The 26,330-nt window shown below is 36.3% G+C and carries 23 protein-coding genes and 1 riboswitch; of the genes, 14 read left to right on the top strand and 9 right to left on the bottom strand.

Going from position 1 to position 26,330, the window contains the following annotated elements:
• Positions 1-48: 48 nt before the first annotated feature.
• The 6 genes from BZK16_RS10695 to BZK16_RS10670 form a co-directional block, all read right to left on the bottom strand.
• A complete protein-coding gene (locus tag BZK16_RS10695; protein WP_077928887.1) occupies positions 49-180 on the bottom strand; it encodes a DUF2474 family protein in 132 nt (43 codons plus the stop codon).
• Positions 180-1,172, bottom strand: coding sequence for a cytochrome d ubiquinol oxidase subunit II (gene cydB / locus BZK16_RS10690; protein WP_077928886.1), 993 nt, complete (start codon positions 1,170-1,172; stop codon positions 180-182). Before cydB ends, BZK16_RS10695 begins: the two co-directional genes overlap by 1 nt.
• Positions 1,172-2,506, bottom strand: a complete 1,335-nt coding sequence (locus tag BZK16_RS10685) for a cytochrome ubiquinol oxidase subunit I (RefSeq protein ID WP_077928885.1) — start codon at positions 2,504-2,506, stop codon at positions 1,172-1,174. The genes cydB and BZK16_RS10685 overlap by 1 nt, the downstream gene beginning before the upstream one ends.
• Positions 2,507-2,643: 137 nt before the next feature.
• Positions 2,644-4,062, bottom strand: a complete 1,419-nt coding sequence (locus BZK16_RS10680; protein ID WP_077928884.1) for an aminotransferase-like domain-containing protein — start codon at positions 4,060-4,062, stop codon at positions 2,644-2,646.
• Positions 4,059-5,066 carry a phosphatidate phosphatase App1 family protein gene (locus tag BZK16_RS10675; protein WP_233145284.1) on the bottom strand — a complete coding sequence of 336 codons (1,008 nt, stop codon included), beginning with the start codon at positions 5,064-5,066 and terminating at the stop codon, positions 4,059-4,061. Before BZK16_RS10675 ends, BZK16_RS10680 begins: the two co-directional genes overlap by 4 nt.
• A 12-nt stretch (positions 5,067-5,078) precedes the next feature.
• Entirely contained in the window at positions 5,079-5,720 is a 642-nt protein-coding gene (locus BZK16_RS10670; protein WP_077928882.1) for a hypothetical protein, read from the bottom strand.
• A 106-nt stretch (positions 5,721-5,826) separates the two neighbouring features.
• Here BZK16_RS10670 and BZK16_RS10665 point away from each other — a divergent pair, with 106 nt between their 5' ends.
• Positions 5,827-6,252 carry a PACE efflux transporter gene (locus BZK16_RS10665; protein ID WP_077928881.1) on the top strand — a complete coding sequence of 142 codons (426 nt, stop codon included), beginning with the start codon at positions 5,827-5,829 and terminating at the stop codon, positions 6,250-6,252.
• Positions 6,253-6,329: 77 nt separating this feature from the next.
• Positions 6,330-7,190, top strand: coding sequence for a KPN_02809 family neutral zinc metallopeptidase (ypfJ, locus tag BZK16_RS10660; protein ID WP_077928880.1), 861 nt, complete (start codon positions 6,330-6,332; stop codon positions 7,188-7,190).
• On the opposite strand, the gene BZK16_RS10655 is transcribed toward ypfJ, so the two are convergent.
• Positions 7,187-7,798 (bottom strand): TetR/AcrR family transcriptional regulator, encoded by a 612-nt coding sequence (locus tag BZK16_RS10655; RefSeq protein WP_077928879.1) that lies wholly within the window; start codon positions 7,796-7,798, stop codon positions 7,187-7,189. The genes ypfJ and BZK16_RS10655 overlap by 4 nt on opposite strands.
• A gap of 139 nt (positions 7,799-7,937) precedes the next feature.
• Between BZK16_RS10655 and BZK16_RS10650 the strand changes: the two genes are divergently transcribed.
• Positions 7,938-9,143, top strand: a complete 1,206-nt coding sequence (locus tag BZK16_RS10650; protein ID WP_077928878.1) for an MFS transporter — start codon at positions 7,938-7,940, stop codon at positions 9,141-9,143.
• A gap of 72 nt (positions 9,144-9,215) precedes the next feature.
• On the opposite strand, the gene BZK16_RS10645 is transcribed toward BZK16_RS10650, so the two are convergent.
• Positions 9,216-11,096: an acyltransferase family protein gene (locus BZK16_RS10645; protein ID WP_077928877.1), complete on the bottom strand. Its 1,881-nt coding sequence runs from the start codon at positions 11,094-11,096 to the stop codon at positions 9,216-9,218.
• A 141-nt stretch (positions 11,097-11,237) separates the two neighbouring features.
• On the opposite strand from BZK16_RS10645, the gene BZK16_RS10640 reads away from it, so the two are divergent.
• Entirely contained in the window at positions 11,238-11,714 is a 477-nt protein-coding gene (locus BZK16_RS10640) for a MarR family winged helix-turn-helix transcriptional regulator (RefSeq protein ID WP_158076851.1), read from the top strand.
• Positions 11,715-11,730: 16 nt separating this feature from the next.
• Positions 11,731-12,366: a peroxiredoxin-like family protein gene (locus BZK16_RS10635; RefSeq protein WP_077928875.1), complete on the top strand. Its 636-nt coding sequence runs from the start codon at positions 11,731-11,733 to the stop codon at positions 12,364-12,366.
• Positions 12,367-12,430: 64 nt separating this feature from the next.
• On the opposite strand, the gene metH is transcribed toward BZK16_RS10635, so the two are convergent.
• On the bottom strand, positions 12,431-16,099 hold the full coding sequence (gene metH / locus BZK16_RS10630; RefSeq protein ID WP_077928874.1) for a methionine synthase: 3,669 nt from the start codon (positions 16,097-16,099) through the stop codon (positions 12,431-12,433).
• A 96-nt stretch (positions 16,100-16,195) separates the two neighbouring features.
• A riboswitch (SAM riboswitch) is annotated at positions 16,196-16,297 on the bottom strand.
• Positions 16,298-16,491: 194 nt separating this feature from the next.
• Here metH and BZK16_RS10625 point away from each other — a divergent pair.
• From BZK16_RS10625 to BZK16_RS10585, 9 genes are all read left to right on the top strand, one after another.
• The gene (locus tag BZK16_RS10625; RefSeq protein WP_077928873.1) at positions 16,492-18,171 is read left to right on the top strand and encodes a hypothetical protein; all 1,680 of its coding nucleotides are present in this window, start codon (positions 16,492-16,494) and stop codon (positions 18,169-18,171) included.
• Positions 18,171-19,907, top strand: a complete 1,737-nt coding sequence (locus BZK16_RS10620) for a hypothetical protein (RefSeq protein ID WP_077928872.1) — start codon at positions 18,171-18,173, stop codon at positions 19,905-19,907. The genes BZK16_RS10625 and BZK16_RS10620 overlap by 1 nt, the downstream gene beginning before the upstream one ends.
• Before the next feature lie 85 nt (positions 19,908-19,992).
• Positions 19,993-20,946: a uridine-preferring nucleoside hydrolase UriH gene (uriH, locus tag BZK16_RS10615; protein WP_077928871.1), complete on the top strand. Its 954-nt coding sequence runs from the start codon at positions 19,993-19,995 to the stop codon at positions 20,944-20,946.
• Positions 20,936-22,324: a uridine transporter UriT gene (gene uriT / locus BZK16_RS10610; RefSeq protein ID WP_077928870.1), complete on the top strand. Its 1,389-nt coding sequence runs from the start codon at positions 20,936-20,938 to the stop codon at positions 22,322-22,324. The genes uriH and uriT overlap by 11 nt, the downstream gene beginning before the upstream one ends.
• Positions 22,325-22,448: 124 nt before the next feature.
• Positions 22,449-22,928, top strand: a complete 480-nt coding sequence (locus tag BZK16_RS10605; protein ID WP_077928869.1) for a copper resistance protein NlpE N-terminal domain-containing protein — start codon at positions 22,449-22,451, stop codon at positions 22,926-22,928.
• Between the two features lie 123 nt (positions 22,929-23,051).
• Positions 23,052-23,747: a M15 family metallopeptidase gene (locus tag BZK16_RS10600; protein ID WP_077928868.1), complete on the top strand. Its 696-nt coding sequence runs from the start codon at positions 23,052-23,054 to the stop codon at positions 23,745-23,747.
• A 21-nt stretch (positions 23,748-23,768) separates the two neighbouring features.
• Positions 23,769-24,989: a DUF819 family protein gene (locus BZK16_RS10595; RefSeq protein WP_077928867.1), complete on the top strand. Its 1,221-nt coding sequence runs from the start codon at positions 23,769-23,771 to the stop codon at positions 24,987-24,989.
• 177 nt (positions 24,990-25,166) lie between these two features.
• Positions 25,167-25,550 carry a lysozyme inhibitor LprI family protein gene (locus BZK16_RS10590; protein ID WP_077928866.1) on the top strand — a complete coding sequence of 128 codons (384 nt, stop codon included), beginning with the start codon at positions 25,167-25,169 and terminating at the stop codon, positions 25,548-25,550.
• Positions 25,551-25,623: 73 nt separating this feature from the next.
• Positions 25,624-26,001, top strand: coding sequence for a lysozyme inhibitor LprI family protein (locus BZK16_RS10585; RefSeq protein WP_158076850.1), 378 nt, complete (start codon positions 25,624-25,626; stop codon positions 25,999-26,001).
• Positions 26,002-26,330: the final 329 nt, after the last annotated feature.

Here is a 26,330-nt window from a genome sequence, read left to right as displayed (position 1 = left end):
TAACTTGGGAGTAAGGGGGCTGATTGGAATGCATTGTTTGTGAATTTGTTAGCTAGTTAATCCCGCTGAAGTCAGCATGAATCGTATGATCAAGGCAATGATGAATAAGCCACCAACGCCACTGCACCATAATAAAAACATCCAGCCATATTGTTTCAGTGTTGAGTTTTGATTAGACATTAGTAATGCACCTCCGATGAAACCTTGCCGCGAAATACGTAGTACGTCCAACTTAAGTAGAGCAGAATGATCGGGAGCATGATCAATGTGCCTACAAGAGAGAACATTTGACTTGCACCCGATGATGCTGCATCGACCAATGTTAAGCTTGGTGGAATGATGTAAGGGAAGAACATTGTGATGAAACCAATCATGCCCAAACATACAATGCCAAGCGTTAATAAGAATTTCGTCATATCTTTAATCTTTGCAGCAAACAAGATGATTGCGATCACAAGGATTAAGATGAAACATGCTGCAATGATGATTTTTCTGCCATTGCTCAAGTCATAAGAGATATTGCTTGAATAGTGCATCAAGATTGCAATTAAAGCTAAAGCAACGATCAATGCGATTAAAATAGGCTGACTGAGTTGGGCAAGGCGATTTCTGATGCTAGTTTGACATTTCATCATTCCCCAATAATTACCAATCAATGCAAAAGCGATCACCAAGCCAAACCCAGTCAAAATTGAAAACGGTGTGAACCAATCCATATCTGTACCGACAAATTTCTGAGCATCCATATCAAAGCCTTGTAAGAATGCGCCAGCCATAGCGCCTTGCATGAAACTTGCCACCCAAGAACCGATGATGAATGAACGTGTCCACAATAATTTATGGTTAGAATGCACACGGAATTCAAAAGCAACACCGCGTAAAATTAAAGCAAATAGCATGATGACAACAGGAATTGTGAAGGCTTCTAAAATAACTGCGTAAGCTAATGGAAAAGCACCCATCAATGCTGCACCGCCCAAAACTAACCATGTTTCATTGCCATCCCAAACAGGTGCAACACTATCTACAAATTGGTCTTGTTCTGCTTCATCTTTGAGGAATGGCAATAAGATGCCAATCCCTAAGTCAAATCCATCTGTGATGATATAAATCGTGACCCCAATTAAGATCAAAGCTGCCCAGATGAATGAAGGATCAAATGTTGTGCTCATTAGTTTGCTCCTTGTGTTGTGTTAACGCCTTTTTTCATTAGCTTGATCATGTATAAATAACCTGTGATGAAGACCAATGCATAAACGATGATGAAGCTGATTAAACTGATGCTCATGTGTAAAGTAGTATGCGGTGAAACGGCATCTTTAGTGCGCAGCAATCCATAAACTACCCAAGGTTGACGGCCAACTTCTGTCACAAACCATCCTGCTAAGATTGCGATTAAACCTGTTGGGCCCATTGCGATGGCTAGACGAAGCCAGTTTTTGTTGGTGTAGAAAGTCTGCTTTTTACGTTGATAAACACTGATCACTGCTGTGAGTAGCATTAAGCAACCTAAGCCAACCATGATGCGGAAGCTCCAGAATACTAACGGTACATTTGGGCGATCTTCTTTAGCAGCTTCCTTCAACGCTGGCACTTGTTCAGTTAAGCTGTGTGTCAAAATCAAGCTCGCAAGCGCTGGGATTTTGATTTCAAAATGGTTCTTTTCTTGTGCCATATCTGGGATTGCAAATAGGATCAATGGTGTTGGCTCATTGCCCACATTTTCCCAATGTCCTTCCATCGCAGCAACTTTCATTGGCTGATGTTTGAGTGTATTTAAACCATGCATATCGCCTGCAAAAAACTGTAATGGAATCACTGCTAATAGTAACCACATCGCCATTGAGAACATTGTTTTGTTTTCAGGGCGTTGATCGCCTTTCAATAAATGCCATGCACCCACAGCACCAATGAATAATGCTGTTGTCATGAATACTGCAATTGCCATGTGCACTAAGCGATAGATGAATGATGGGTTAAAGACAACGGCAAACCAATCTGTTGGTACCACTTGATTGTTGATGATTTCGTAACCTGCTGGCGTTTGCATCCAACTGTTGGATGACAAAATCCAGAACATAGAGATATTTGTACCGAGTGCCACCATACATGTTGCAAAGAAATGCATGCCTTTGCTGACTTTATTGCGGCCAAACATCATCACACCTAAGAATCCTGCTTCTAAGAAGAATGCTGTTGTAACTTCATAAGTTAATAATGGGCCTGTAATACCGCCTGCGAATCTTGAAAATTCACTCCAATGTGTGCCGAATTGGAATGCCATAACAACACCTGAAACAACGCCCATGCCGAAGTTAACGGCGAAAATTTTGCTCCAGAAGTTAAATAAATTGATGTATTTGGGTTGATTTGTTTTGAGCCATAAACCTTCGAGGACAGCAAGATATGTTGCCAATCCGATTGTAATGGCTGGAAAGATAATGTGAAATGAAACTGTGAATGCGAACTGTATGCGCGCCAGATCCAGCGCTTCTAACCCAAACATGATTTGCTCCTATAACTGCAATGACTAGCACTTTTGGTAGCGCTCATTCTACAAGCAGAATAAAAGCAGTACAGATACAGTTTTTAGTTAAAAACCATAACAGTTTTGCTGAATATATTGATTTTATTTATACATTATTAATTAAATTCTTTAATAATAGCGCCCAATTTCATCATGGCTTCTTCTAATTCTAATGTCCATTCCATCCCATAATTCAGACGAATACAGTTTTTAAATTCATCAGATGCTGAGAAAATGGGCCCAGGCGCGATGCTGATCTTGTGTTCTAGCGCTTTTTGACAGAGTTCTAGTGCATTCACTTTAGGATTAAGTTCAATCCACAAGAAATAACCACCTTCAGGCTCTGTTACCGCAATGTCATCAGGGAAGTACTTAGAAACTGCTGCGAGCATTTTGCGTTGTGACAGTGCTAACACATAGCGCAATCGCTGTAAGTGGCGATCATAATGTTTATGTTGAAGATAATGGCTGAGTGCCAATTGTGATGGCATGGATGGCGAAATCGTCGTCATGAGCTTTAATCGTTCAATTTGATCAGTAAATTTACCACCAGCAACCCAGCCAATGCGAAAGCCTGGTGCTAAGCACTTAGAAAAAGAGTTGCAGTGAATCACTAAGCCTGAGCGATCTAGTGATTTCAAAGAAATCGGTGGATTTTTACTGTAATACAGCTCAGAGTGAACATCATCCACAATCGTTGGTAATTGGTGCTTTTCGATAATCTCGATGAGTTGAAGTTGCTTTTCTTTGGAAAGGCTTGCACCAATAGGATTTTGAAAACTTGTCATCAACACAACAGCTTTGATATTGAACTTCTCGATGGAATCTTCCAACGCATTTAAATCCATACCATGTTCTGCAGCCAATGGAATTTCAACAGCTTTAAGCTGTAAGCGTTCTAGAATTTGTAAAATTGCATAAAAAACAGGAGATTCAATGGCAACTAAATCACCCGGTTGTGTTGTGATTTGAAGGGATAAGCTTAAAGCTTCCATCGCACCATTGGTGATCACTAATTCATTGGGCAATAATGGAATACCACTCAAAATATAACGGAGTTCAATTTGACGAATGAGCTCAGTATTGCCCGTTGCAACATCTGAAATCAGCTTATAAGGCTGGCTTAATAAAGCATGCAGTGATTTATTCATGCTTTGTGATAATTCTGCGATGGGGAACAAACTAGGATCAGGAAAGGCTGAGCCAAATTGCACAGTATCAGGATCTTTCAATACTTTGAGAATAGAGAAGATGAAATCACTGACTTCCACAGTGGTTTCATGAATGTATTTTTCGCTCGGGCTTGGCGCTTTTAATGTGTGATTAAATGTAGGTTTAACATAAAATCCCGAGCGCTCTTTCGCGTAGATAATCCCTTGAGTTTCTAATAAATAATAAGCCTCGATTACTGTTGCTTGGCTAATGCCATAGCGTTTACTAGCATGACGAATGGATGGCAACTTTTCAGAGCCTTTGAGCGTACCATTGCGGATCAGTTCGATCAGTTCACTGGCAAATTTTTCATATAACTTCATGGGGAAATAATGGTCAACTTCGATTGGGGAAAGGCTTGATAGCGTTGGCTATCTTTGGCTTCGTTCGTCACATTACGAATGTAGATAGCTTCAACACGATCAGAATAATTTTGGACAATATCCAAATAAATTTCTGGATCATTTTCACCTGAATCACCCAATAAAATCAAAGTTTTATTAGGATAAGCATCTAACAATTGTGTAATGCTGGATTTTTTATGTGCCATGGATTCTTCTTTCGATGCTAAAACTTGGTTCCAAGCTGTGCTTTGTCTTAATTTAATAAAGCCTTGCGGATAGTTTTTCGCGATGAATTGATCTAGCGTTGGCAATAATTGAATGGGGCTTGATGAAACATAAGTAAACAGTGGTGATTCTAAATCTTGTTGGAATTGTTTGAACAGTTCTGGCATGCCTTTGGCAATTTTAGGCTCATGCAAGAAAGTATTGCGAAGCAATGTTTTTGTATCCAATACAGAGGAATCTTTGATCGTATCATCAATATCAGAAATCACGAGATAGCCTTTGTCTTGTGAATAGAGTGCGTAGCCTTTGGCTCGCTCATCATTTTCTATTGTGAAGTGAATGCGATTATCTTTGATTAAATGTTGAGCTTCGGCGATATCGAATGTGAAAGTATTGTTGCTGCGACCAGCGCGATCTGTAGCGATTAATGGTTTCTTTGTGCCATTTTCAAATTGGACAGTGAATACTTTATTGCGCTCAGAATCCACTTTAAAAAGGGCAGTTTGCTGTTCAAAATAGGCCAATTGATTTTTCGGTAATGAGGCACGATCAATTTTTAAATACGAACTTAAAACTGTATTAAAACCAGGACGAGACTCTTTTTCATAAACCCAAACATTCACTTCCACATGAAGCTGATTGTCCTTCACATAAGCAATGCTTGGTAGGAACATGACATGTTCATCAGATTTTAAAGGCGATGCATAAGCACCCACAAATGACAGTGCATTAGAAATAAAAAACAGAGTTTTCAGCATTTTTCTCACGATTTATTCCTTGTAAAGTTCTCGTTCGAGTTGGCTCATTATCTCATAAGGCACAAAAACCTGACGATTTTCGATGGTGATGGGCTGTAAACGAGGAAAACTACCTTGAGCTTGTGCTGTTTTATTGTCTTTCTCGCACTCTCTGAAGCCACTTTGCAAGTTTTTATTCTGTGTATAAACAGCATCGCCAGTGTTTAAATTGTAAGTTAACTCTTTAAAGTGACAGCCACCATCAAACGATTTAGATGTATGTTCAACTAAGATTAATTGTCCATCTTGAAAGCGATATTTATCAGTATAAGACCATTTAATCTGGCTACCACCAAAATGGCTGATGTTGAGCGTATCGTTATCAAAATGCATGCCCATAAAAGGATCGCCCATAATTCCACCTGCATTGGCATCTAAAACTGCGGATTTTGAACGAATCCAAGGGATTAATGCACCTTGATGATCAGCTTTATAAAAGACCAATTCTCTTGGTGATCCAAAGTTAGCATCTTCAGGATCTGTAATGGTATATAGAACCATTAATTCATAGTTTTTATCTTTATCAATGTCCATCATGGATGAATCCAAAATGGTGTATTGTGGCTCCGCCAACGACACAGGAAATAGGCATAAAAATAGCCATGAAAAACGCATGATGAACTCCTAAAAGTTAATAAAGCCTTTAAAGTGATGGGGTTATAATTATTGGGGTGTTTACTCTATAATACATAAATGTTTTTAATTTAAAATTTTATTTAAAATGGCATTATCTAATAACCGTTCAGTGAAAGAACGTATTTTTCACGCATGTACTTTTGAGTTTTTTGCGATTGTTTTCACGATATTAATTGGTGTATTTTTATTGAATAAACCCATTGAATCCATGGGCGTTTTATCAGTATTAATTTCAGTCACAGCTTTACTATTAAATATTGTATTTAACTGGTTATTTGATCGATTTTTCCCATTTGTGAATGGTGATAGACCTGTCAAAATTCGTATGCTTCATGCGATTGGCTTTGAAGGAACTTTAGTATTATTCACAGTGCCAATGATTGCTTTCTTTCTAAAAGTGAGCTTTGTGGAAGCCTTTATGATTGAAATTGGCTTTTTGATTTTCTTCTTGTTTTACACCTATATTTATAATTGGTGTTATGACAAAGTTAGAAAGAAATTGATGGGATAACGGAAAGGTAAGCTCAATATTGCTCTTCATGTTTTATACTGAATAATTTAATTACCATTATTAATAAAGTGAAATAAATGCGCTGGGAAAATGAAAGACGTAGTGACAATATCGAAGATCGACGTGGATCAGGTCGCCAACAAGGTTTTGGAAGATTGCCAATACCAAAAGGGAAGGTGGGCGCTGTTCTATTAATCGTTGTATTAGTGGCAGGTTATTATGGCGTGGATTTAACGCCATTATTGAATGGTGAAATTCCACAACAAGTACAAACACAAGGTCAAATACAAACTAAAGCTTCACCACAAGAAGAGCGCATGGCGAATTTCACAGCAGCAGCTTTAGGAATGACTGAGGATTTATGGCAATCTGAATTCAGAAAATTAGGTAAAAATTATCAAGCGCCTAAATTAGTTTTATATACAGGGCAAACTTCAACTGCTTGTGGTTATGGTCAAGCGGCAATGGGGCCGTTTTACTGCCCAGCGGATTATAAAGTTTATATAGATTTATCATTTTATAATGATATGAAACGCAATTTAGGCGGTGGCGGCGATTTTGCACAAGGTTATGTCATTGCACATGAAGTTGGGCACCATATTCAAAACTTGTTGGGCGTTAATCAACAAGTGAGAGAAATGCAAAGCCGAGTGAATAAGAAACAAGCGAATCAATTATCTGTGAAACAAGAGCTACAGGCAGATTGCTTTGCGGGCATTTGGGGCAAATATGTTCAAGATAAAGGCTTGATGGAAGTAGGCGATTTTGAATCTGCCATGAATACAGCTTCTGCAATTGGTGATGATCGTTTACAGCAACAAAGCGGTGGTCGAGTTGTACCAGATAGCTTCACGCACGGCACATCTAAAGAGCGCCAAGCTTGGTTTAATAAAGGCTTTACAACAGGTAGTATCCAAGCTTGTAATACGTTTAATTAACCCTCAAAAACTGGCCAAGCTTTAATGGCGTTGCAAATGATACGGTTCAATGTTTCTAGATCAGCGCCATCGCAAGCTTTAATGGATAAGCCATTAAAGATCGTGAGATAAAAATCTAAAATGTCTTGAATTGGCGTGTTGGGTGCAATGTCGCCATCTTCAACGCCTTGCTGTAATCGTTGCATCAACAATGTTCTGTAGCTTTCTTTCTTTTCTTGAATATTGTGTTGCACTTCTTGGATCTGTTTAGAATTGCCCAAAGTTGTCGTGACCAACATACATCCCATAGGTTTATCAGGTTGTACAAGGCGTTTTGCTGTATCGTATAAAAACAGTTCAAAGGCAACTTTTGTGGTTTTGGCTTGTTTTAAAATGGGCACAATAGGGCAAGCTTCATTAGCTAAATAGTAATCAATGCAACGGTTAAAAAGTGTTGCCTTATCACCAAAGCTGCAATATAAGCTCGGTGCTGTGATGCCCAATGCTTTGGTTAAATCACTGATGGACGTCGCAATATAGCCATTTTCCCAAAATAATAGCATAGCTTTTTCGAGTGCAGCTTGCTCATCGAAAGTCTTTGGTCGTCCTAGTTTTACTGGTTTTGTCATGATTCATCATCTCTAAAAACTTATTTTATAGTGATCGTTATAAAATAAATTGACAGCATTAAAATTTCGATAAATAATACCACACTATTTTTATAACGATCGATATAAAAGTATTTCTTCTTTCGCTTTTGGAATCTATATGACAACCTCAAACTCTTCACTGCACAATGGCAGCTGGCTCGCTTTATTGTCCGCAACATTTGCATGCTTCATCATCGTCACAGGAGAATTCTTAGCCATTGGTGTATTGAATAATATCGCTGATGATTTTCAAATCTCCGCAGGTACAGCAGGTTTAACTGTGACTGCAACATCTATTGCGGGCATGATTTCCGCACTTTTGATTCCTATTTACACCAAAACAATGGATCGCCGTTTTATCTTATTGGCGCTCATTGTATTGATGATGATTGCAAACTTAATCACAGCTTTTTCCAATAATTTCAATATTGTTCTATTAGGGCGATTTGCTTTAGGCATTGCTTTAGGTGGATTTTGGGGCGTAGCAGCAGGACTTGTTTTACGCTTAGCACCACAAACTTTATCAACCTCTATGGCGATCACAATCTTCTTTTCCGCAGTAACATTAGTGACAGTGCTTGGAGTACCTATTGGCTCATGGTTAGCGAACCATTATGGTTGGCGCGTGCCTTATATGGTGTTGGCAGGCTTGGGTGGTGTTGCTTTGATTGCACAATATTGGTCATTGCCTTCATTGAAGCCATCTTCAACGTTACAATGGAAAGAGTTGCTATTGATGCCAATGCATCCAATTGCTCGTAAGGGATTGATTTTATTTGTCTTGATTTTCTTGGCACACTTCTCAGCTTATAACTATTTCACTGCATTCTTTAAGCAAGCAGCAGGTTTTTCTGATGCACAGATTTCAGGTTTATTATTAGTATTTGGCGTTGCTAGTGTATTAGGAAATTTATTGGCAGGTTATTTAGGTAAAATTAATGTGCGTTATAATTTTGCTGTGATGGCTTTATTGTTAACGATTGTATTTTTAACATTTGCTATCATCAATATTGGTTTAGTTCATGCGGTATTATTGATTCTATTGTGGGGCATTGCAGCAGGCATGGTACCATCGAGCATCAATATTTGGATGTATATTCATGTGCCACATTTGACTGAAAAAGGTTCTGCATTGATCACATTTATGTTCTTAATTTTGATCACGATCGGTAGTTTAGTGGGTGGCTTTTTGATGGATAAATTTAATGGCACTACTTTGATGGCAAGTATGTTAACCATCACAGCATTAGCATTTTTATTGGTGTTTACGATGACAAGAGGCTTGAGAAATGAGCCAACCAGTGAATGTGATCAGTGTTGTTAATGTTCTTTAGATAATGTTACATATAAAAATAGCCTTGCGTAAAAGCAAGGCTATTTCTAGTGAGTTGCATTGTTAATGTATTTTATTATTTAATTGCTCAAAGATCAACTTACCCACTTTTTGTGCACCAATAACAGAAAAATGAGATTGATCACTATATAGAGATAAATTATCTTCAATTTGTATACATGTTTGGTCTGTACAAATAGCATCATTTGGATTAATGAACTCTAACCAGTCTTCAGTCTGTGCAAGCGTTGCTAATTTTTTATTAAAGTTCTCAACCTTATCAGTATATTGTCTCAATGCATTATCTTGACAGTTGGAGAGATGGAAGAAAGGCTCAAAAGTGTCTTTGATGAATTTTTGTGAAATACATTCCTCAGGTGATGGACCTATAAAACCATTATTAATACCTATTAATACGATTTTATTCATATTTAGATCATTTCTCATTAGTATTAATTCAGATTTTAGGTTGTTGATAAAATCATCCATATCATTATTAATCACTGCTTGAGTTTTCTTGTCTTTCAAATTTTGAAGGATATGATGCCATGATTGAGCAATTACTAAAGTATTACTTGGATTTTTTTTGATCCCCGCTTTAAGTAAATCATACAGCTCAATGCAACGTGCATCATATGAGAAATAATTTGGTGTACTAAAACACTCACCTTCATAGATATTAGCAATACTTTTATCTTGCTGAGTAAAGTAATCAGTATATTGGGCGCTAAAACTATCACCATAAATAATATAATCGACTTGTTGAGTATTATCTTCTAGGTTAAATGTGTGCCATTGTTTGGCAGCCCAGCCAGTATGACCGTGTGATAATGATTTTTGTGAAACATCAGGAACAGCAAAACGTTCTTTACCCGATGTTTCTCGTGCATAAATTGCTATGAGTAGTATAACAATATAGGCGATCAATAATCCCCATTTGTAGTTACGGCGTTTCTCAACGGTATAATATAAGAGTATTGATAGTACTAATGTAGTGCCTAAATAAACACCCATGGATAAATTCCAGTCCAATAGAATGCTTAAGGATAATAGTGGCCAATGAACCAAATAAATAGAGTAAGACCATAATCCAATTTTATTGATGGGGTAAAACCTTAAAAAAGTGGATTGATTGTGTGCCAATATACATAAATAAGTACCAAATACTGGAATGATGGCCATATAACCTGGCCAAATAACTGTATGATCTATGAGAAAAAATGAAGCGATAATGAGAGCTAATCCTGCCAATTCAAAAAGTAATTTATATTTTTGACGCAAAGAAGACAAAGGATATAAAAAGGCTACACCGCCTAACATCATTTCCCAAGCGCGTGTATAAAATTGAAAGTATCCATTGATTGGATTCTTATATGTAATATAAACGGATAGAATTAATGAGATAAACAATAAAATAAGAACAAATATTTTGAGAGTTTGAATTTTAGTAAAGCGTTTCAGTATTAAGAGAATAGCAGGATAAATAAGATAAAATTGCCATTCAACGGATAGAGACCAAGTGTGCAATAGCAATTTGTATGTTGATGAAACATCAAAGTAATCATTCTCTTTTGCATACGTGATATTAGAGATAAAAAGTAAGCTATCCCTCGCGTGTTTGCCTAGTAATTTATAAGCATCTTGTCCTAGGCTAATGTATCCAATCACCAATAAAATTAAGACAATGGCTAATAATGCGGGAACAATACGTTTAGCTCTATTAATTATAAATGTTAAATAGGAAAAATTTTTATTTTCAAACCCGCGGAAAATGATAGATGTCATTAAGAATCCTGAAATGACAAAAAATACATCTACACCTATGAATCCGCCTGGTAATAGGTTAGGCGAAAAATGAAATAATAGGACAGATAATACAGCAATAGCTCTTAACCCATTAATATCATATCTAAAGTTTGAATTATTAGAGTGAGTAGTTTGCATATTTATATAGACTTAGACTAATTATAAAAGTGGCAAGATTGTAGCAATTACTGTGGGGCAATGTTAAATATATTATTTGCCAAATTTCACAAGTTAATTCATAATATAGTACGTATGCTTACTAATTTAAAAAGCGAGATTATGTTAGCGCAAAAACACACAACGTTTATTGATCTGATTCGCACAAGAAATCCTGATAATTTGGAAAAAATTATCTTGTGTATGAAGCTATTGGCGACAACAGATGCAATAGATAAATCCTGTGCAGAGAAGTTGGATTGCCATCAATTGTCAGAATCGCGATTGTTGCTTTTGACATTGTTGAATGAAAAGGGCGCTTTGACACCACAAACAGCTGCGGAATTTTGTGGCGTAACAAAAGCGACGATGACGCAACAGATCAATACATTATTTAAAGATCAATTGATTGATAAGCAATCAATTGAGGAAGATCGTCGAAAATATTTATTGATGATCACAGGCAAAGGGCAACAAGTGATCACCAAAGCCTTAGCCGAACATACAGCATGGATTGAGAAAGTGACAAGCTCATTAAGCGATTCAGAAATGGATCAGCTCAGCGAAATATTAGCGAAAATTAAACACAACATTAGATAAGATGTAAGGAATTATTATGCATTTAAAAGCAACTTTAACAAAAATTCAAAATGAAATGGCAGAGCAATTACCGAGTGAAGTTTTACAAGCATTTGGTGCGAATTTAAATGAGTTGATTGAGCAAAAAATCGATCAGAAAGCTTTAAAAATCGGTGATCAAGCGCCTGATATTTCTATGTTAGATACAGATGGCAAAGAGATTAAATTATATGATCTATTAAAAAATGGTCCTGTTATCATTAACTTTTTCCGTGGTAACTGGTGCCCTTTCTGTATGGCAGAATTAGCAGATTATCAAGAATCCATTCAGCAATTCCATTTGCCGACAACGCAATTTTTATTCATTTCACCGCAGATGCAGGCTTATAGTGCACAGTTGAAATCAGAAAAAGACTTTGATTTAACGTTGATTGCTGATCAGCACAATGAAATTGCTCGTCAGTTTGGTTTAGTGTTTACGTTGGATGAGAATATTCGCGAGATTTACAAGAAAATTGGTGCAGATTTATCAGCAATCAATGGCGATAGTTCTTTTGAATTGCCGATTCCTGCGACTTATGTGGTAGCACCTTCTGGCAAAATTACTTATGCATTTGTGGAAACAAACTATATGATGCGCGCAGAGCCAAGAGAAGTTTTGGCGATGATTTAAAAGTAAAAGCCCATAATATTTAGATTATGGGCTTTGTTGTATACACATTATTTAATAAGAAAAATTACTCATCATCAGGCTCATAACCCAAGTTCGGAGCAAGCCATTTTTCAGCTTCTTTCAATTCCCAGCCTTTGCGTTTTGCATAATCAGCCACTTGATCACGTCCAATTTTGCCAACACCAAAATATGTCGCTTCAGGATCAGCGAAGTAAAAGCCTGATACAGAAGATTGCGGATACATCGCATAACTAGATGTTAAACTCATGCCGATTTCTTCAGGTTTTAAGAGTTCCCAAATTGTACCTTTTTCAGTGTGCTCAGGGCAGGCAGGATAACCAGGTGCAGGGCGAATGCCAACATATTCTTCACGAATTAATGCTTCATTATCCAAAGTTTCATCTTTTGCATAGCCCCATAAACTTGTGCGCACTAATTTATGGAGATATTCGGCAAAGCTTTCTGCAAAGCGATCTGCCAACGCTTTAAGCATAATGGATGCGTAATCATCATGCTTTGCTTCAAAAGCTTCTAAATATGGTTCAATACTTAAACCTGCTGTGCAAGCAAATGCACCCACATAATCTTCGTTGCCCACAAAATCAGCGAGTGAACGATTTGGCTTGCCTGCTGGGCGCTCCGTTTGTTGGCGAACATGGTGCAATGTTGCTAAAACTTCTGTACGAGATTCATCCGTATATAAAATTGTATCTTCACCTGCATTGCTTGCAGGGAATAAACCCACACGCGCTTTAGCTGTGATCCATTTTTCATCCAAGATTTTAGCAAGCATCGCTTGAGCATCTGCATAAACTTTACGAGCTTCTTCACCCACAACTTCATCTTCTAATACACGTGGAAATTTACCATGTAACTGCCAAGATGAGAAAAATGGCGTCCAATCAATTGTGCCGACTAATTCATGTAAATCTACAGTGATTTCATGAATCCCCAATTGCAACGGTTTCACTGCATTTTGTGCAATCGGCGCATGGTTAGCTTTGGCATCCGCAAAAGGAATTAAATCCACTTTTTGCTGGCGAGATAAATAGAGCTCACGACGCGTTGCGTAGAGCGCTTTGGTTTCTTTAACGAAATTATCACGGAGTTCAGGGCTAATTAAGGACTGTGCAACACCTACAGAGCGTGAAGCATCCTTCACATATACAATGGCATTGTCATAGTTTGGATCAATTTTAACCGCTGTATGGGAAAGGGAAGTCGTCGCACCACCAATCATTAAAGGTTTTGTGAATCCTAAGCGCTGCATCTCTTTTGCTACATGCACCATCTCTTCTAAAGATGGTGTAATTAAGCCTGATAAACCGATCACATCCACATTTTCTTTAATTGCAGTATCGAGAATAGTTTGGCAAGGCACCATCACACCGAGATCAATCACTTCAAAGTTATTGCATTGGAGCACAACGCCCACGATATTTTTACCAATATCATGAACATCGCCTTTCACAGTTGCGAGTAGAATTTTGCCGTTGGATTCATGGGTTTCACCGCTTGCAGCTTTTTCTTCTTCAATGAATGGCACTAAATAAGCCACTGATTTTTTCATCACACGCGCAGATTTCACCACTTGTGGTAGGAACATTTTGCCATCGCCAAAGAGATCACCCACGATGTTCATGCCTGTCATCAATGGACCTTCAATCACTTCAATCGGGCGCGTAAATTGCTGGCGTGCTTCTTCAGTATCTTCAATGATGTAAGTATCAATACCTTTGACAAGTGCATGAGTTAAGCGCTCTTGGATTGGCAATGAGCGCCATTCTAAATCCTCTTTTTTGCCTGAACTACTTTCTTGCCCTGCATATTCTTGTGCGATTTCTAAAAGTTGTTCACCTGCTTCAGGATGTGTATTTAATACAACAGCTTCTACAGCATTACGAAGTTTTGCAGGGATTTCATCATAAATTGCCAATTGCCCTGCATTCACAATACCCATGCTCATACCTTTTTGAATGGCATGATATAAGAACACTGCATGAATCGCTTCACGTACGAGGTTATTGCCACGGAATGAGAAGGAAACATTAGAAACACCACCAGAGATATGTGCATACGGTAGATTATTATGAATCCATTCTGTGGCATTGATGAAATCTACAGCGTAGTTTGCATGTTCTTCAATCCCTGTGGCAATGGCAAAGATGTTTGGATCAAAGATGATATCTTCCGCAGGGAAGCCAACTTTTTCAGTTAATACTTTGTAAGCACGGGCACAGATTTCTGTTTTGCGTTCATAAGTATCCGCTTGGCCATCTTCATCAAATGCCATCACAACAGCAGCCGCTCCGTAGCGTTTCAGCAATTTTGCATGTTCAATGAATAGCGCTTCGCCTTCTTTTAAGGAGATAGAGTTAACAATTGCTTTGCCTTGTACGCATTTTAAGCCTGCTTCTAAAATCTCCCATTTGGAAGAATCCAGCATGATGGGCACTTTAACAATGTCAGGTTCACCCGCAATCAAATTCAAAAATGTGATCATGGCTTGCTTAGAATCGAGCATGCCTTCATCCATGTTGATATCGATCACTTGGGCGCCACTTTCCACTTGTTCACGGGCAACGGATAGCGCTTCTGCATAATTGCCTTCTTTAATGAGGCGCTTAAACTTGGCTGAACCTGTGATGTTTGTGCGTTCACCCACATTCACAAATAACGATTTGCCTGATTCGATGTTACAAGCTTCTAGGCCTGATAAACGTGTGACTTTTGGGATTTCAGGCAATTGTCTTGGTGCATAGCCTGATACTAATTTTTTAATGGCAGCGATATGTTCTGGTGTTGTGCCACAGCAACCACCCACAATATTGATTAAGCCTGATTTTGCCCATGATTCCATGGATTTTGCCATATCATTGGCAGTTAAATCATATTCACCAAAAGCATTCGGTAAACCAGCATTGGCATGGACTGAAATTGGATATTCAGAAATACGGGATAGCTCTTCTAAATAAGCACGGAGCATATCAGGGCCGAGTGCACAGTTTAAGCCCATAGAAAATGGCTCAGCATGACGGAGCGAGTTATACATCGCTTCAGTTGTTTGGCCTGATAATGTTCGGCCAGATGCATCCGTAATAGTTGCGGAAATCATCACAGGCAAATGGATATTACATGCTTCAAACACCGATTCAATGGCAAAGATCGCTGCTTTTGCATTCAAAGTATCAAAAATCGTTTCCACCATGATGATGTCCGAACCACCATCGATTAATCCATTGATCGCTTCTGTGTAGCCTTCCACTAATTGATCAAAGGATGTGTTTCTAAAAGAAGGGTCATTCACATCAGGTGATATGGATGCTGTTTTACTTGTTGGACCTAATGTGCCTGCCACAAAGCGTGGCGATTCAGGTGTAGAAAATTCAGCAGTGGCTTGCTTTGCAAGTTTTGCGCCTGCCAAGTTAAATTCATACGCTAAATTTTCCATGCCGTAATCAGCAAGCGACATACTGGTTGAGTTGAATGTATTGGTTTCGATGATATCTGCACCTGCTTCTAAATAAGCACGGTGAATATCCAAAATTAATTCAGGTTGAGTTAAAGAGAGCAGATCATTATTGCCTTTTAAATCTTTGTGCCAATCTTTAAAGCGTTCCCCACGAAATGCATTTTCATCCAATTTATGTTTTTGGATCATCGTCCCCATTGCGCCATCGAGAATTAAGATTCTTTCAGCAAGCAGTTGTGACAGACGCAAACAATCATCCATTTTATTATCCCTCAATTCAGTAAAACTTTTCTTGCGGCATTAAAAAAGCCAACATTCTTAAATTTTTATCAAGAATGTTGGCTTTAAAATCCAATCCTCTTATCTCTCAAGTACAGTACTTGTGGGAGTTAGCACCTTAAACATTGTTCAGGTTGCCGGGTTTCACAGGGCCTATCCCTCCACCACTCTTGATAAGTGTCCTTTACAGAACGTGTTTTTATTATTAGCATGTTTGTGGCTAAATGCAAAGATAAAAGTGAATTTTTTGAATATTTTTGCTTTGGGATATTATTGAAGTGATTTTGAAATACTCTTTATTGATTTACTTAATAATTATAATCATTTATGTTTTTTAAACTAATATTTAATTAAATTAAGAGTTATAGGTATTTATGAATATCGAAGAATTAGTAGAAGCTTATTATAAAAATAAAGATCAAGAAGATGACTATGTTTTTGGAGAAGAACTTACAGAAGCTATTCGTAGTCAGCATGCGACTGGTGAAATAGATGTATTAAAGCTTTTTGTAGAGTTAAAAAAAGATAGCCCTCATTTTTTCACATCATTCTATATATTAGAGGAATTAGTAAAGATTATTGACCTTGATATTTATTTGGTCTTCGATTGTTACTTGCATCTTGCGAATGAATCTGGGAATGATGGGGCAAGCGGGGAACCTAAAAGAATTTTTATCAATTATTTATCTACTCAGAAAGAATCATTCGATACCTTTTTTGAAAATGTATTGAAAGAAGATAAATATAATCAATATTTAGATTGGTTTTTATTAGCAGGTTATCGCATTAATAAGCAGCTATATATAGAAAAATCAATAGAGTTGCTAGAAACAGATAATGAGCATTTATTGAGATTAGTAATTTTCTCATTGAGTTTATGTGAAACTATATCTCAGGAATATATATTTATAATCTTAAAAAAAATAGGGAAAATATTACAAGAAGAAAGTACAGAATTATATTTAGTTATTCTTAGATTTTTAGTTTCTGTAGGTAATAAAGATAGTTGTTATGAAACAGAAATATTATTACTATCTGATAGAATTTTGTTACATATAGATGATGATTTAATTCATAATTGTGCATGCTTTCTACGTTTTAATAATAATAATATGTTAGGTGAACTAGAATTAAAATTTATCGAAGTGATTTTAAGAGTAAATCCAAATAATAAAGGTACATTACAACAAATAGATTATTGGCTTATGAATTTAGTTAGCAAAAAAGAGATCACCAAAATTTTAGATTTTGTTGCAACTTTTAATCATAAAAATAATATTATTTTAGATTTGAGTATTTTTGATCATTTCAGTAAAAGTTTTTTTAATACACAAGAAACGTTGGAGAAATTAATCACAGCCATTTTTTTATCTCAAAATTTTCGTTTAATAGGGAGCTTTTACCATATTTGGAATGTCATGCTTCATGATAAAAATAATATCTCTGTTGATATCAACCAACTTCATAGCACTGTTATTCATAATCCATCACTTTACTTAGCTAAAAAAGCATATAGTTGGCTGTTCATTTACCCTGAAAGTATGGTTTCATACATCTTTTCTTTGTTACTACATACTAAAAAAAATGAACAAGAAGGCATGAAAGAGATCTTACGGTATATCGTGCTTAATTATCCAACATTATTTACTAAATATTTTCAAAACCATATTAAAAATAATAAGAAAAATAAATGGATATATGATGAAAAAATTTTAATAGATCAATATCTTGAAGATTTAAATAAATTACCTAAGCTTTTGGAATTACATACATCAAAAGAAAATAGAGCTTATAGAAATATGATTTGGCAAGATCAAGTAGCGATAGGTTTTAAGAGTGCACATAAAGATGGTTTTTTATCCTTAATTAGCAGGCAAACTATTTTATATGGTCGAGGAAGTATTTCTAAAGTTGATAATTTTCCTAGACAAGAAAGCGTATTGCACACAATGGGTAGAAATACATTTTTACCAATGATGCACTCCCTAGATCCACATGGTCATGGATTAATTTTAAAGGAATACAAAAAAGATAATTGTAAGGAAGATTTATAATGCGTTTGGTTTTAACTGAATATTTATCGTCACTTAGAGAAAGAGATGAACTTGATGTTGTTCTGCCAAATCTATTATCCCAAATGGGGTTGAATGTTTTTTCAACTCCTTTGCAAGGAGGAAGAGAATACGGTGTAGATGTTGCAGCAGTAGGAAAAATTGATACTGAAGTAAAAGTTTATCTTTTTTCAATTAAAGCAGGGGATTTGGATAGAAAAGAATGGGATAGTAGTGTGCAATCACTAAGGCAGTCAATGAATGACATTAAAGATGTATATCTTAGGTTACGTTTACCAAAAGAATATGCAGATCTCCCTATTGTTATTTGTCCTACTTTTGGTGGCAGAATGAAAACAGAAGTCCGAGATAATTATGAAGGTTATGTCAGGAATAATAGTACTTCTCAAATTACTTTTGAAGAATGGAATGGGGAGGTAATTGCTGAAAAGATTGAAAAATACTTATTAGATGATTCTTTATTTATTCATAATGAAAAAGAAATTGATTTTAGAAGTTTATTACGTAAATCATTATCCATGATTGAAGAGCCTGAAATATCTTTTAAGTATTTTAATCAAATTATTAATTTGTTATGTATTGATTATGATAAAAATGAACAAGTATTAACTGCGTTACGACAATTATATTTAGCTAATGGCATATTATTTAATTGGGCAAAATCTGATAATAATATAAAAAGTGCACTTTTAGCTTCTGAAAAATCTCTTTTATTTGCTTGGGATATGGTGAAAAAATATGAAAGTGATACGAATAAAGTGCCAACACAAATTAATAGTATTTTCCAAAAAATAATGGGTTTGTATGCCTCAGTTTTGGAGTGTTTTACAGCCAAGCTAATCAATTCTTGTAAGGTGCAATTTGGATTATCATGGCTTATTAATGCAAATTGTGATGTTGATGTTAATTTAAAACTTTATGAGGTTCTAGGTCAATTATCATTATCAGGATTATGGTTGAATTATTTATATGATAATTTTAAAGATGAACAAGAGAAACAAGCGCAATTACGCGAAGCTTTGGAATTAAAATTATTAATTCTAAAAAATATTATTCAAAATAATCCATTACTTTTTTCGCCATACTCAGATGACCAAACTATTGATTTAATGTTGTGTATTTTATTTTTAATGCAAGTTGATCAAGATGAGAAATTTATATTAAATTATGTATCACAAATGCTCGATAGAATAGCCAGCTTGTTTATAAGTAATGGCAAATATCCTACTGTTTTTAGAGAATATAGAGATCTGTATCATCACCCTAAAGATGATACAAAAGAATATTTTGAAGAAGCAACAACAGCAAGCATCTTATATCCTTTCATACAACTGGTTTCATCTATTTTTGGTTGGAATGATATTTATTCAGATTTAGCAGCAGCTAAAGCAGGTATTTTAAAAAAATGTACTTTTCAAACTTGGTTTCCCGATGATTTTTCTGAAAAGTATTATTTTAATAATAATGATGCACATGGTAAGGTCTTCATTCATACAAGTAGTAATTCTGAAGAAATTGCTATAACTGAATATAAGAGGTTGTTAGAGGAAGAAATTAATTCTAATAAATATTTTGAAGAACTTAGTGCCATTAAAGGAGGCTTATATCCATTAATATTAACAGCAAGCCGTCATTACAGAGTACCTATACCTCCACAATTTTTTGTTAGCATGTTTACTGCTAAATGCAAAGATAAAAACGATAATTTTATGACATGAATAAAATTTTTATACACTACAAACCATTATAAATAGAACTAGGCTATGATAGGCGTACTTCTAAACAATACAAGGTGATACACAGATGACCAAGAAAATAATTTTAGATTGTGATCCAGGCCATGATGATGCCATTGCAATACTTCTAGCGCATGGTAATCCTGAGATTGAATTGTTAGCAGTCACAACAGTTGTTGGTAACCAAACATTAGCAAAAGTAACACACAATGCATTGGCAATTGCTAAAGTTGCAAATATTGTGGGTGTACCATTTGCAGCAGGTTGCGTTAGACCATTAGTAAGAGATATCGAAATCGCTCCAGATGTTCATGGTGAATCAGGTTTGGATGGTCCAGAATTACCAAAACCAACATTAGAATTAGATTCTCGTCATGCTGTGGATTTGATCATTGAAACGATCATGAATCACCCACCAAAAACAGTAACAATCGTACCAACAGGCGGTTTAACAAATATTGCAATGGCTGCAAGAAAAGAGCCAAAAATTGTTGAGCGTGTGAAAGAAGTTGTATTGATGGGCGGCGGTTATCATGTCGGTAACTGGAGTGCAGTTGCAGAATTCAACATCAAAATCGATCCAGAAGCAGCGCACATTGTATTTAATGAAAAATGGCCATTAACAATGGTTGGTTTAGACTTAACTCATCAAGCATTGGCAACCCCTGAAGTGATTGAAAAGATTACTAAAGTTGGCACAAAGCCAGCTAAGTTTGTATTAGAGCTTTTAGAATGCTTTGGCAAAATGTATAAAAAGGCACAAGGCTTTGATTATCCACCTGTACATGACCCATGTGCTGTCGCTTATGTGATTGATCCCAAAGTAATGACAACGCAGAAAGTGCCAGTGGATATTGAGTTAACAGGTACTTTGACATTGGGTATGACGGTTGCTGATTTCAGAAATCCGCCAGAACCTGATTGCCACACGCAAGTGGCTGTAAAATTGGATCATGCTTATTTTTGGGATTTAATCGTGGATGCGCTAGAGCGCATTGGCGAGGTGGACTATGACAAATAGCACTCCGCTTAAGGAGAAAACCAATGTAGTGCCACTCATGGTGGCGCTGTTAATGGCATGTATGGCATTCCAGCTGAATGCCAGTATGCTCAATCCTGTATTGGTGACGATTGCAAAGAGCTTAGGCACATCAGAAGCGACTGTAGGTTTAACGCAAACGGCATTCTTTATGTCAGCGGCGTTATTCTCAATCTTTATCCCTCGTTTGAGTGATATTGTTGGTCGTCAAAAGGTCCTCTTTACTTTGATTGCAATTACAACTGTTGGTGGCGTTGTGGCGGCTTTAGCACCCAATATCGAGATCTATTTCTTATCTCGTGTGATTCAAGGTGTTTCAGGTCCAGTTGTGCCATTGTGTTTGTTGATGCTTCATCATGAAGTGAAAGATCCTAAGCAATATGGGATTTTGATGGGCATTATCACAGCGGTGAATGGTGGTATTGCAGGGATTGATGCTTTCTTGGGTGGTTATATCGCAACGAACTTTGGCTTTAGACCAGTATTTTGGTTCATTGCTGCCGTTGGTGTGATTACATTGCCATTCATTTTGAAAGGTGCGCCAGAATCTAAACCGAACGCAGGGCAGAGAATGGACTGGGTTGGCGTTATCTTCCTAGTGATCACTTTAGCTGGTTTCTTAACGGCATTGAACTTCACAAGCAATATTCCATTAGTGATTGGTTCTGTGGTGGTGGCTTTAGTTTCTTTCACTCTGTTTGTACAAGTGGAAAAGAAAGTGATCAATCCATTGGTGACCATTGCGGATCTCAAAAAGCGCTCAACGTGGGCTTTACTGTTAACGACAGTCTTAACCATGACAGGTATTTTTGCGATTGTGAATGGCTTGGTGGTTTCATTCGCACAAAATGGTGAGATTGGTTATAGCTTAACTGCAAATGCTACGGCGATTTATCTATTAGCACCTTATGCTTTGATCGGCTGGTTAGTCGGTCCATTCATGGGTAAATTAGCACCTGTTTATGGTTATAACAGAATCTTGCGTGTAGGTTTAATTGGTAGCTTACTCGGCGTTGTGGCGTTGATGTATTTAGGTTTAAATACTATGGCAATCTTGATTGCAGCGACGATCTTCATTGGTGTGACTTATGCAGGTACAGCTAATATCATGTTGAATGGTTTAGGTGTTGTATTATCACCCAAAGATAATCCAGGCTTTTTGCCAGGCATGAATGCTGCCGCTTTCCATATTGGTGCAGGTTTAAGTTTTGCGTTATTACCAGCAATGCAGGCGATGAATGCAACTTCTAAAGATGGCTATTTCAATGGTATGTTGCTCGGTTTAGGCATTACTGTATTGGCTTTCTTGGTATCATTCTTGATTCCAAAACCAGTGGATGCAGAAGTGCAGAGCGCTTAATTAACATAAATGAATATCAAATCCTGCTTCGGCAGGATTTTTTATTGATCAAGTTCAATAATGTGATGAATATTATTTGTTACCATGAGTAAATTAATCATAGATATCTATAGAGCACTATAAAATGATGAGAGCATTTATCTTGGGTATGATTTTAACTGGCATTGCGTTAGTCTCTTTCAATGTAATCATGCACGAGAAACCAGAAGTTAAAATGGAAATTGTCCAAGTGGATGATGTTATTGTTGACCCTGATAAAATCCCCAAGTTTAATGAGCAAAATACACCGAAAAAAGGCATTGAATATAATGGTACTTATGAAGGTATGTTGCCATGTGCTGATTGCAAAGGTACTAAAATTACGTTGAATTTAATGGATGGTCATTACAGTCAAACAGTGACAAGGATTGGCGTAGCGAGCAATTTAGATGAATTCCATACAGGTTTATATCAATGGGATGAAACAGGTGAAAAGTTTCAGCTAGATTCACCTGCTCAAAGTAAATACTTATTCAAAGATGGTAATCTTCAACAGTTAAACATGAATGGCATAGGTTGCCTAAGTGTGGATGGCAATCCATTTACGTTATATAAGGTTGAATAATCATTCAAAATATTTTTGTTCTAAAAATTAGAACAAAAGAATAAATTAATTTTTGTTGCTAAGTTGTAATCTTTTCCATAGTGTACTTTATTTGTGAACACGGTTGTAGAAGAGGATGGCAGCATGAATTTGGAAGATCGTATGATTCCAAAACAGACAACACCGAATTGGGATGGTGTCTTTACAGGTAAAATCATTGAAAATGAAGATGAATTAGTTAAGATTGAGAGCAGTGATAGAATTTTGTGTCAGTCTTTTTACTATGAAAATAAGATTGATGGCGCATTACCAGATATCTGGTTACGCAAGAATGTAGCAGAAAAGTTGCAGTTGATGGTTTCAACGTTACCGAAAACCATGGGCATTATCATTTTAGATGGTTGGCGCCCTTATCGTGTCCAAAAGGCATTGCGCGATGTTGTCGGTGAAGTGATTCATGAACAAGAGCCACATTTAACTCAAGAAGAATTTGAAGCACGTTTAAGTGAATTTGTGGCAGAACCACGCACGCAAAAAGATTCCCCAAGCCCACATTTAACAGGTGGCTCTGTGGATATTACTTTGTGTGATTTAGAAGGCAATGCTTTAGATATGGGCACAGCGTTTGATAGCCCAGAAGAAGATTCATGGACGGCAGCCTTTGAAGTAGAAGGAAAATCTTTAGAAATCCGCACGCGCCGCCGCATTTTATTCAATGCAATGGCAGATGTTGGATTCACCAATTTACCCACAGAATGGTGGCACTTTGATTATGGCAATCAATTGTGGGCGCATTACAGCGCTGCTAATCACGCCGTTTATTCAGCAACAAGCTTATAAAAAGAGATAAAAGGAGAGAGTATGGAAACTTGGATTTCCGCCGATAATACCATTGGTTTATGGGCGTTTTTATTGATTGCAGCAACCGTTTCCATCGTATTGGAGCAAAAGTATCAATGGGCAGCGAAGTTATCGGGTGCTGTGATTGCGTTGATTATTGGTTTGGCAGCCACTAACTTTGGTTTAGTGCCACAAGATACTGCTGTGTATGATGCTGTTTGGGCTTACATCGTACCATTAGCGATTCCTTTGTTGCTATTTCATGTGGATATTCACGCAATCTTTAGAGAAAGTGGTCGTTTATTGGCGATGTTCTTATTGAGTTCGATCGGTACAGTTTTGGGTGTCATCATTGCATTCTTTGCTTTGAAAGATTACATTCCAGAATTGGATAAAGTGAGCGCAATGATCGGCGCAACGTATACAGGCGGTGGTGTAAACTTTGCAGCAATGGTTGCAAAATATGAGCCAACAAAAGATATCGTAGCTGCAACAACAGTTGCTGATAACTTGGTGATGTCTGTTTACTTCATCATGTTGATTTTGATTGCTGGCATGGGCCTTTTCCGTAAGAAATATCCAACACCGCACATCAATCAATTTGAAAAAGAAGCGGCAGAAGGTACAAATGATAGAACGATTGCAGAAGCTTATTGGCAGCCTAAAACGATCGGTTTGAAAGATATTGGTATTTCAATCGCTGCATCTGCATTATTGGTGGCATTAGCATTTAAAGCATCAAGCTTATTGAAAGCATTCTTCGGCGCACCAAGCAATATCTTAGAAGAGATCGCTTTTGGTTTGATTACTGATAAATACTTATTGTTAACAACATTCACATTGGTTGCATTGTTAATTTTCAGAAAGCAATTTGCAAAATTACATGGTGCACAAGAGTTGGGAACATACGCGATTTATCTATTCTTCGTAGTGATCGCAATGCCTGCATCGATTGCTTTGATCGTACAAAAAGCGCCAATCTTATTTGTATTCGTGATTGTCGTAATGCTTGTGAACTTAATTTGGTCATTGGGTGTTGGTAAATTGTTCAAGTTTACATTGGAAGAAATTATCTTAGCGTGTAATGCAAACGTGGGCGGCCCAACAACAGCAGCTGCATTGGCAATCAGCCAAGGTTGGACGAAGTTAATTGGCCCAATCTTGGTTGTAGGTACAGTGGGCTATATCGTGGGTAACTACATTGGCACATTGTTATATATTTTCTTATCGAAACTAATGTAATGCACTGATTAATTTAATATAAAATTAATGTGAAAAATCCCGCTCAATGCGGGATTTTTTATTAGGAATTAATTACTTGTTCAATAAAGAGATTATTGACGATAATATGGGTATCTATTTATATTGTGTGAGTTGTTTTTTAAATTGTTACAAATTAGATAAGCCCATGGACTATTCATGAAAAATAAAATATTAATTAGCATCATACTCTTTCGACTTTTTTCATTTTCTTATGCTGAAATGAGCAAACAGAATAACTGTAATGAAATTATTAGAGATAAAGAACGGCTATATTGTCTAACTAACCATTTAAAAGTGAGTGACTTCCTTTTAAATAGTAGTTATCAAAAGCTACAAAAATTTTTAGATAAAGAAAATATTAAAAATTTAAAGAATGCTCAACTATCTTGGCTTTCGTATCGTGATAAAGATTGTTCTCTCATATCTTCTGCATATTTAGGAGGAACATTGGAAGCTGAAATAGAAACACGTTGTATTACAGATAAAAATGTAGTTAGAACAGAAGAGTTAAATAAGATTATTGATGCATGGAGTATGTAATATGAAACATAGATATTTACTCAATAATTTTTTAAATTGTTAAATGTTGCAAATAGATAATCAAGGATTATTCATGAAAAATAAAATATTAATTAGTGTCACACTCTCTCTATTTTTTTCATTTGTATCTGCGAATGAATTGTGTACTGATGCAAAGTCTGAAACTATTCGTAATCAGTGTATTAGCCAAGAATACCAAAAAATAGATGATAGTCTGAATATACTTTATAAAAAATATAGATCTTTATTAGATGATGAAGATAAAGAATTGCTAAAAGCAGCACAAATAAATTGGATTAAATATAAGGAAATAGATTGCCAGTTGTATGGTGATCGATATAAAAATGGTTATCTGTATCATTATGTCGTAACTAATTGTTATATCGAAAAAGCAACAACTAGAGTAAGTGAAATTAGTTTATTAATAAATTTAAAAATGGAAGATCAATAGGAGATTAAAGATGACAAATTTCATTAATCAATGAATGATAGGCAATTAGTATTTATGCTAATTGTAAACAGCAACACATTAATAATATAACAATTTAAGAAATCATTTATGCTACATGAGTTATTTTTTAAGTTATTTAAAATAAAGTGAAATTAAGGACTATTCATGAAAAACAAGATATTAACAGGCATAGCTTTATTACTACCCCTATCATTTTCGATGGCGAAAGAAAGCACTGCATCACAGATTTGTTTATCAAAACCTGAAACTGAAATAGCGCAGTGCCTTGCTGATGAATATACAAAATATGATTTAGCATTAAATAATAA

Origin of the sequence: Wohlfahrtiimonas populi (assembly GCF_002006795.1) — a bacterium.
Lineage (GTDB): Bacteria > Pseudomonadota > Gammaproteobacteria > Cardiobacteriales > Wohlfahrtiimonadaceae > Wohlfahrtiimonas > Wohlfahrtiimonas populi.
Note: the sequence above shows the minus strand (reverse complement) of the source record. Positions and strands in the feature narration are given on the sequence as shown.

Coding starts and splice junctions, on each gene's coding strand:
- BZK16_RS10675 (WP_233145284.1), bottom strand. CDS start 5,066: ATGCTGAAAACTCTGTTTTTTATTTCTAATGCACTGTCATTTGTGGGT.
- BZK16_RS10600 (WP_077928868.1), top strand. CDS start 23,052: ATGAATTTGGAAGATCGTATGATTCCAAAACAGACAACACCGAATTGG.
- BZK16_RS10635 (WP_077928875.1), top strand. CDS start 11,731: ATGCATTTAAAAGCAACTTTAACAAAAATTCAAAATGAAATGGCAGAG.
- metH (WP_077928874.1), bottom strand. CDS start 16,099: ATGGATGATTGTTTGCGTCTGTCACAACTGCTTGCTGAAAGAATCTTA.
- BZK16_RS10585 (WP_158076850.1), top strand. CDS start 25,624: ATGAAAAATAAAATATTAATTAGTGTCACACTCTCTCTATTTTTTTCA.
- BZK16_RS10650 (WP_077928878.1), top strand. CDS start 7,938: ATGACAACCTCAAACTCTTCACTGCACAATGGCAGCTGGCTCGCTTTA.
- BZK16_RS10590 (WP_077928866.1), top strand. CDS start 25,167: ATGAAAAATAAAATATTAATTAGCATCATACTCTTTCGACTTTTTTCA.
- BZK16_RS10695 (WP_077928887.1), bottom strand. CDS start 180: ATGTCTAATCAAAACTCAACACTGAAACAATATGGCTGGATGTTTTTA.
- BZK16_RS10685 (WP_077928885.1), bottom strand. CDS start 2,506: ATGTTTGGGTTAGAAGCGCTGGATCTGGCGCGCATACAGTTCGCATTC.
- BZK16_RS10680 (WP_077928884.1), bottom strand. CDS start 4,062: ATGAAGTTATATGAAAAATTTGCCAGTGAACTGATCGAACTGATCCGC.
- BZK16_RS10655 (WP_077928879.1), bottom strand. CDS start 7,798: ATGACAAAACCAGTAAAACTAGGACGACCAAAGACTTTCGATGAGCAA.
- ypfJ (WP_077928880.1), top strand. CDS start 6,330: ATGCGCTGGGAAAATGAAAGACGTAGTGACAATATCGAAGATCGACGT.
- BZK16_RS10665 (WP_077928881.1), top strand. CDS start 5,827: ATGGCATTATCTAATAACCGTTCAGTGAAAGAACGTATTTTTCACGCA.
- uriT (WP_077928870.1), top strand. CDS start 20,936: ATGACAAATAGCACTCCGCTTAAGGAGAAAACCAATGTAGTGCCACTC.
- BZK16_RS10645 (WP_077928877.1), bottom strand. CDS start 11,096: ATGCAAACTACTCACTCTAATAATTCAAACTTTAGATATGATATTAAT.
- BZK16_RS10595 (WP_077928867.1), top strand. CDS start 23,769: ATGGAAACTTGGATTTCCGCCGATAATACCATTGGTTTATGGGCGTTT.
- BZK16_RS10625 (WP_077928873.1), top strand. CDS start 16,492: ATGAATATCGAAGAATTAGTAGAAGCTTATTATAAAAATAAAGATCAA.
- uriH (WP_077928871.1), top strand. CDS start 19,993: ATGACCAAGAAAATAATTTTAGATTGTGATCCAGGCCATGATGATGCC.
- BZK16_RS10670 (WP_077928882.1), bottom strand. CDS start 5,720: ATGCGTTTTTCATGGCTATTTTTATGCCTATTTCCTGTGTCGTTGGCG.
- BZK16_RS10620 (WP_077928872.1), top strand. CDS start 18,171: ATGCGTTTGGTTTTAACTGAATATTTATCGTCACTTAGAGAAAGAGAT.
- BZK16_RS10605 (WP_077928869.1), top strand. CDS start 22,449: ATGATGAGAGCATTTATCTTGGGTATGATTTTAACTGGCATTGCGTTA.
- BZK16_RS10640 (WP_158076851.1), top strand. CDS start 11,238: ATGTTAGCGCAAAAACACACAACGTTTATTGATCTGATTCGCACAAGA.
- cydB (WP_077928886.1), bottom strand. CDS start 1,172: ATGAGCACAACATTTGATCCTTCATTCATCTGGGCAGCTTTGATCTTA.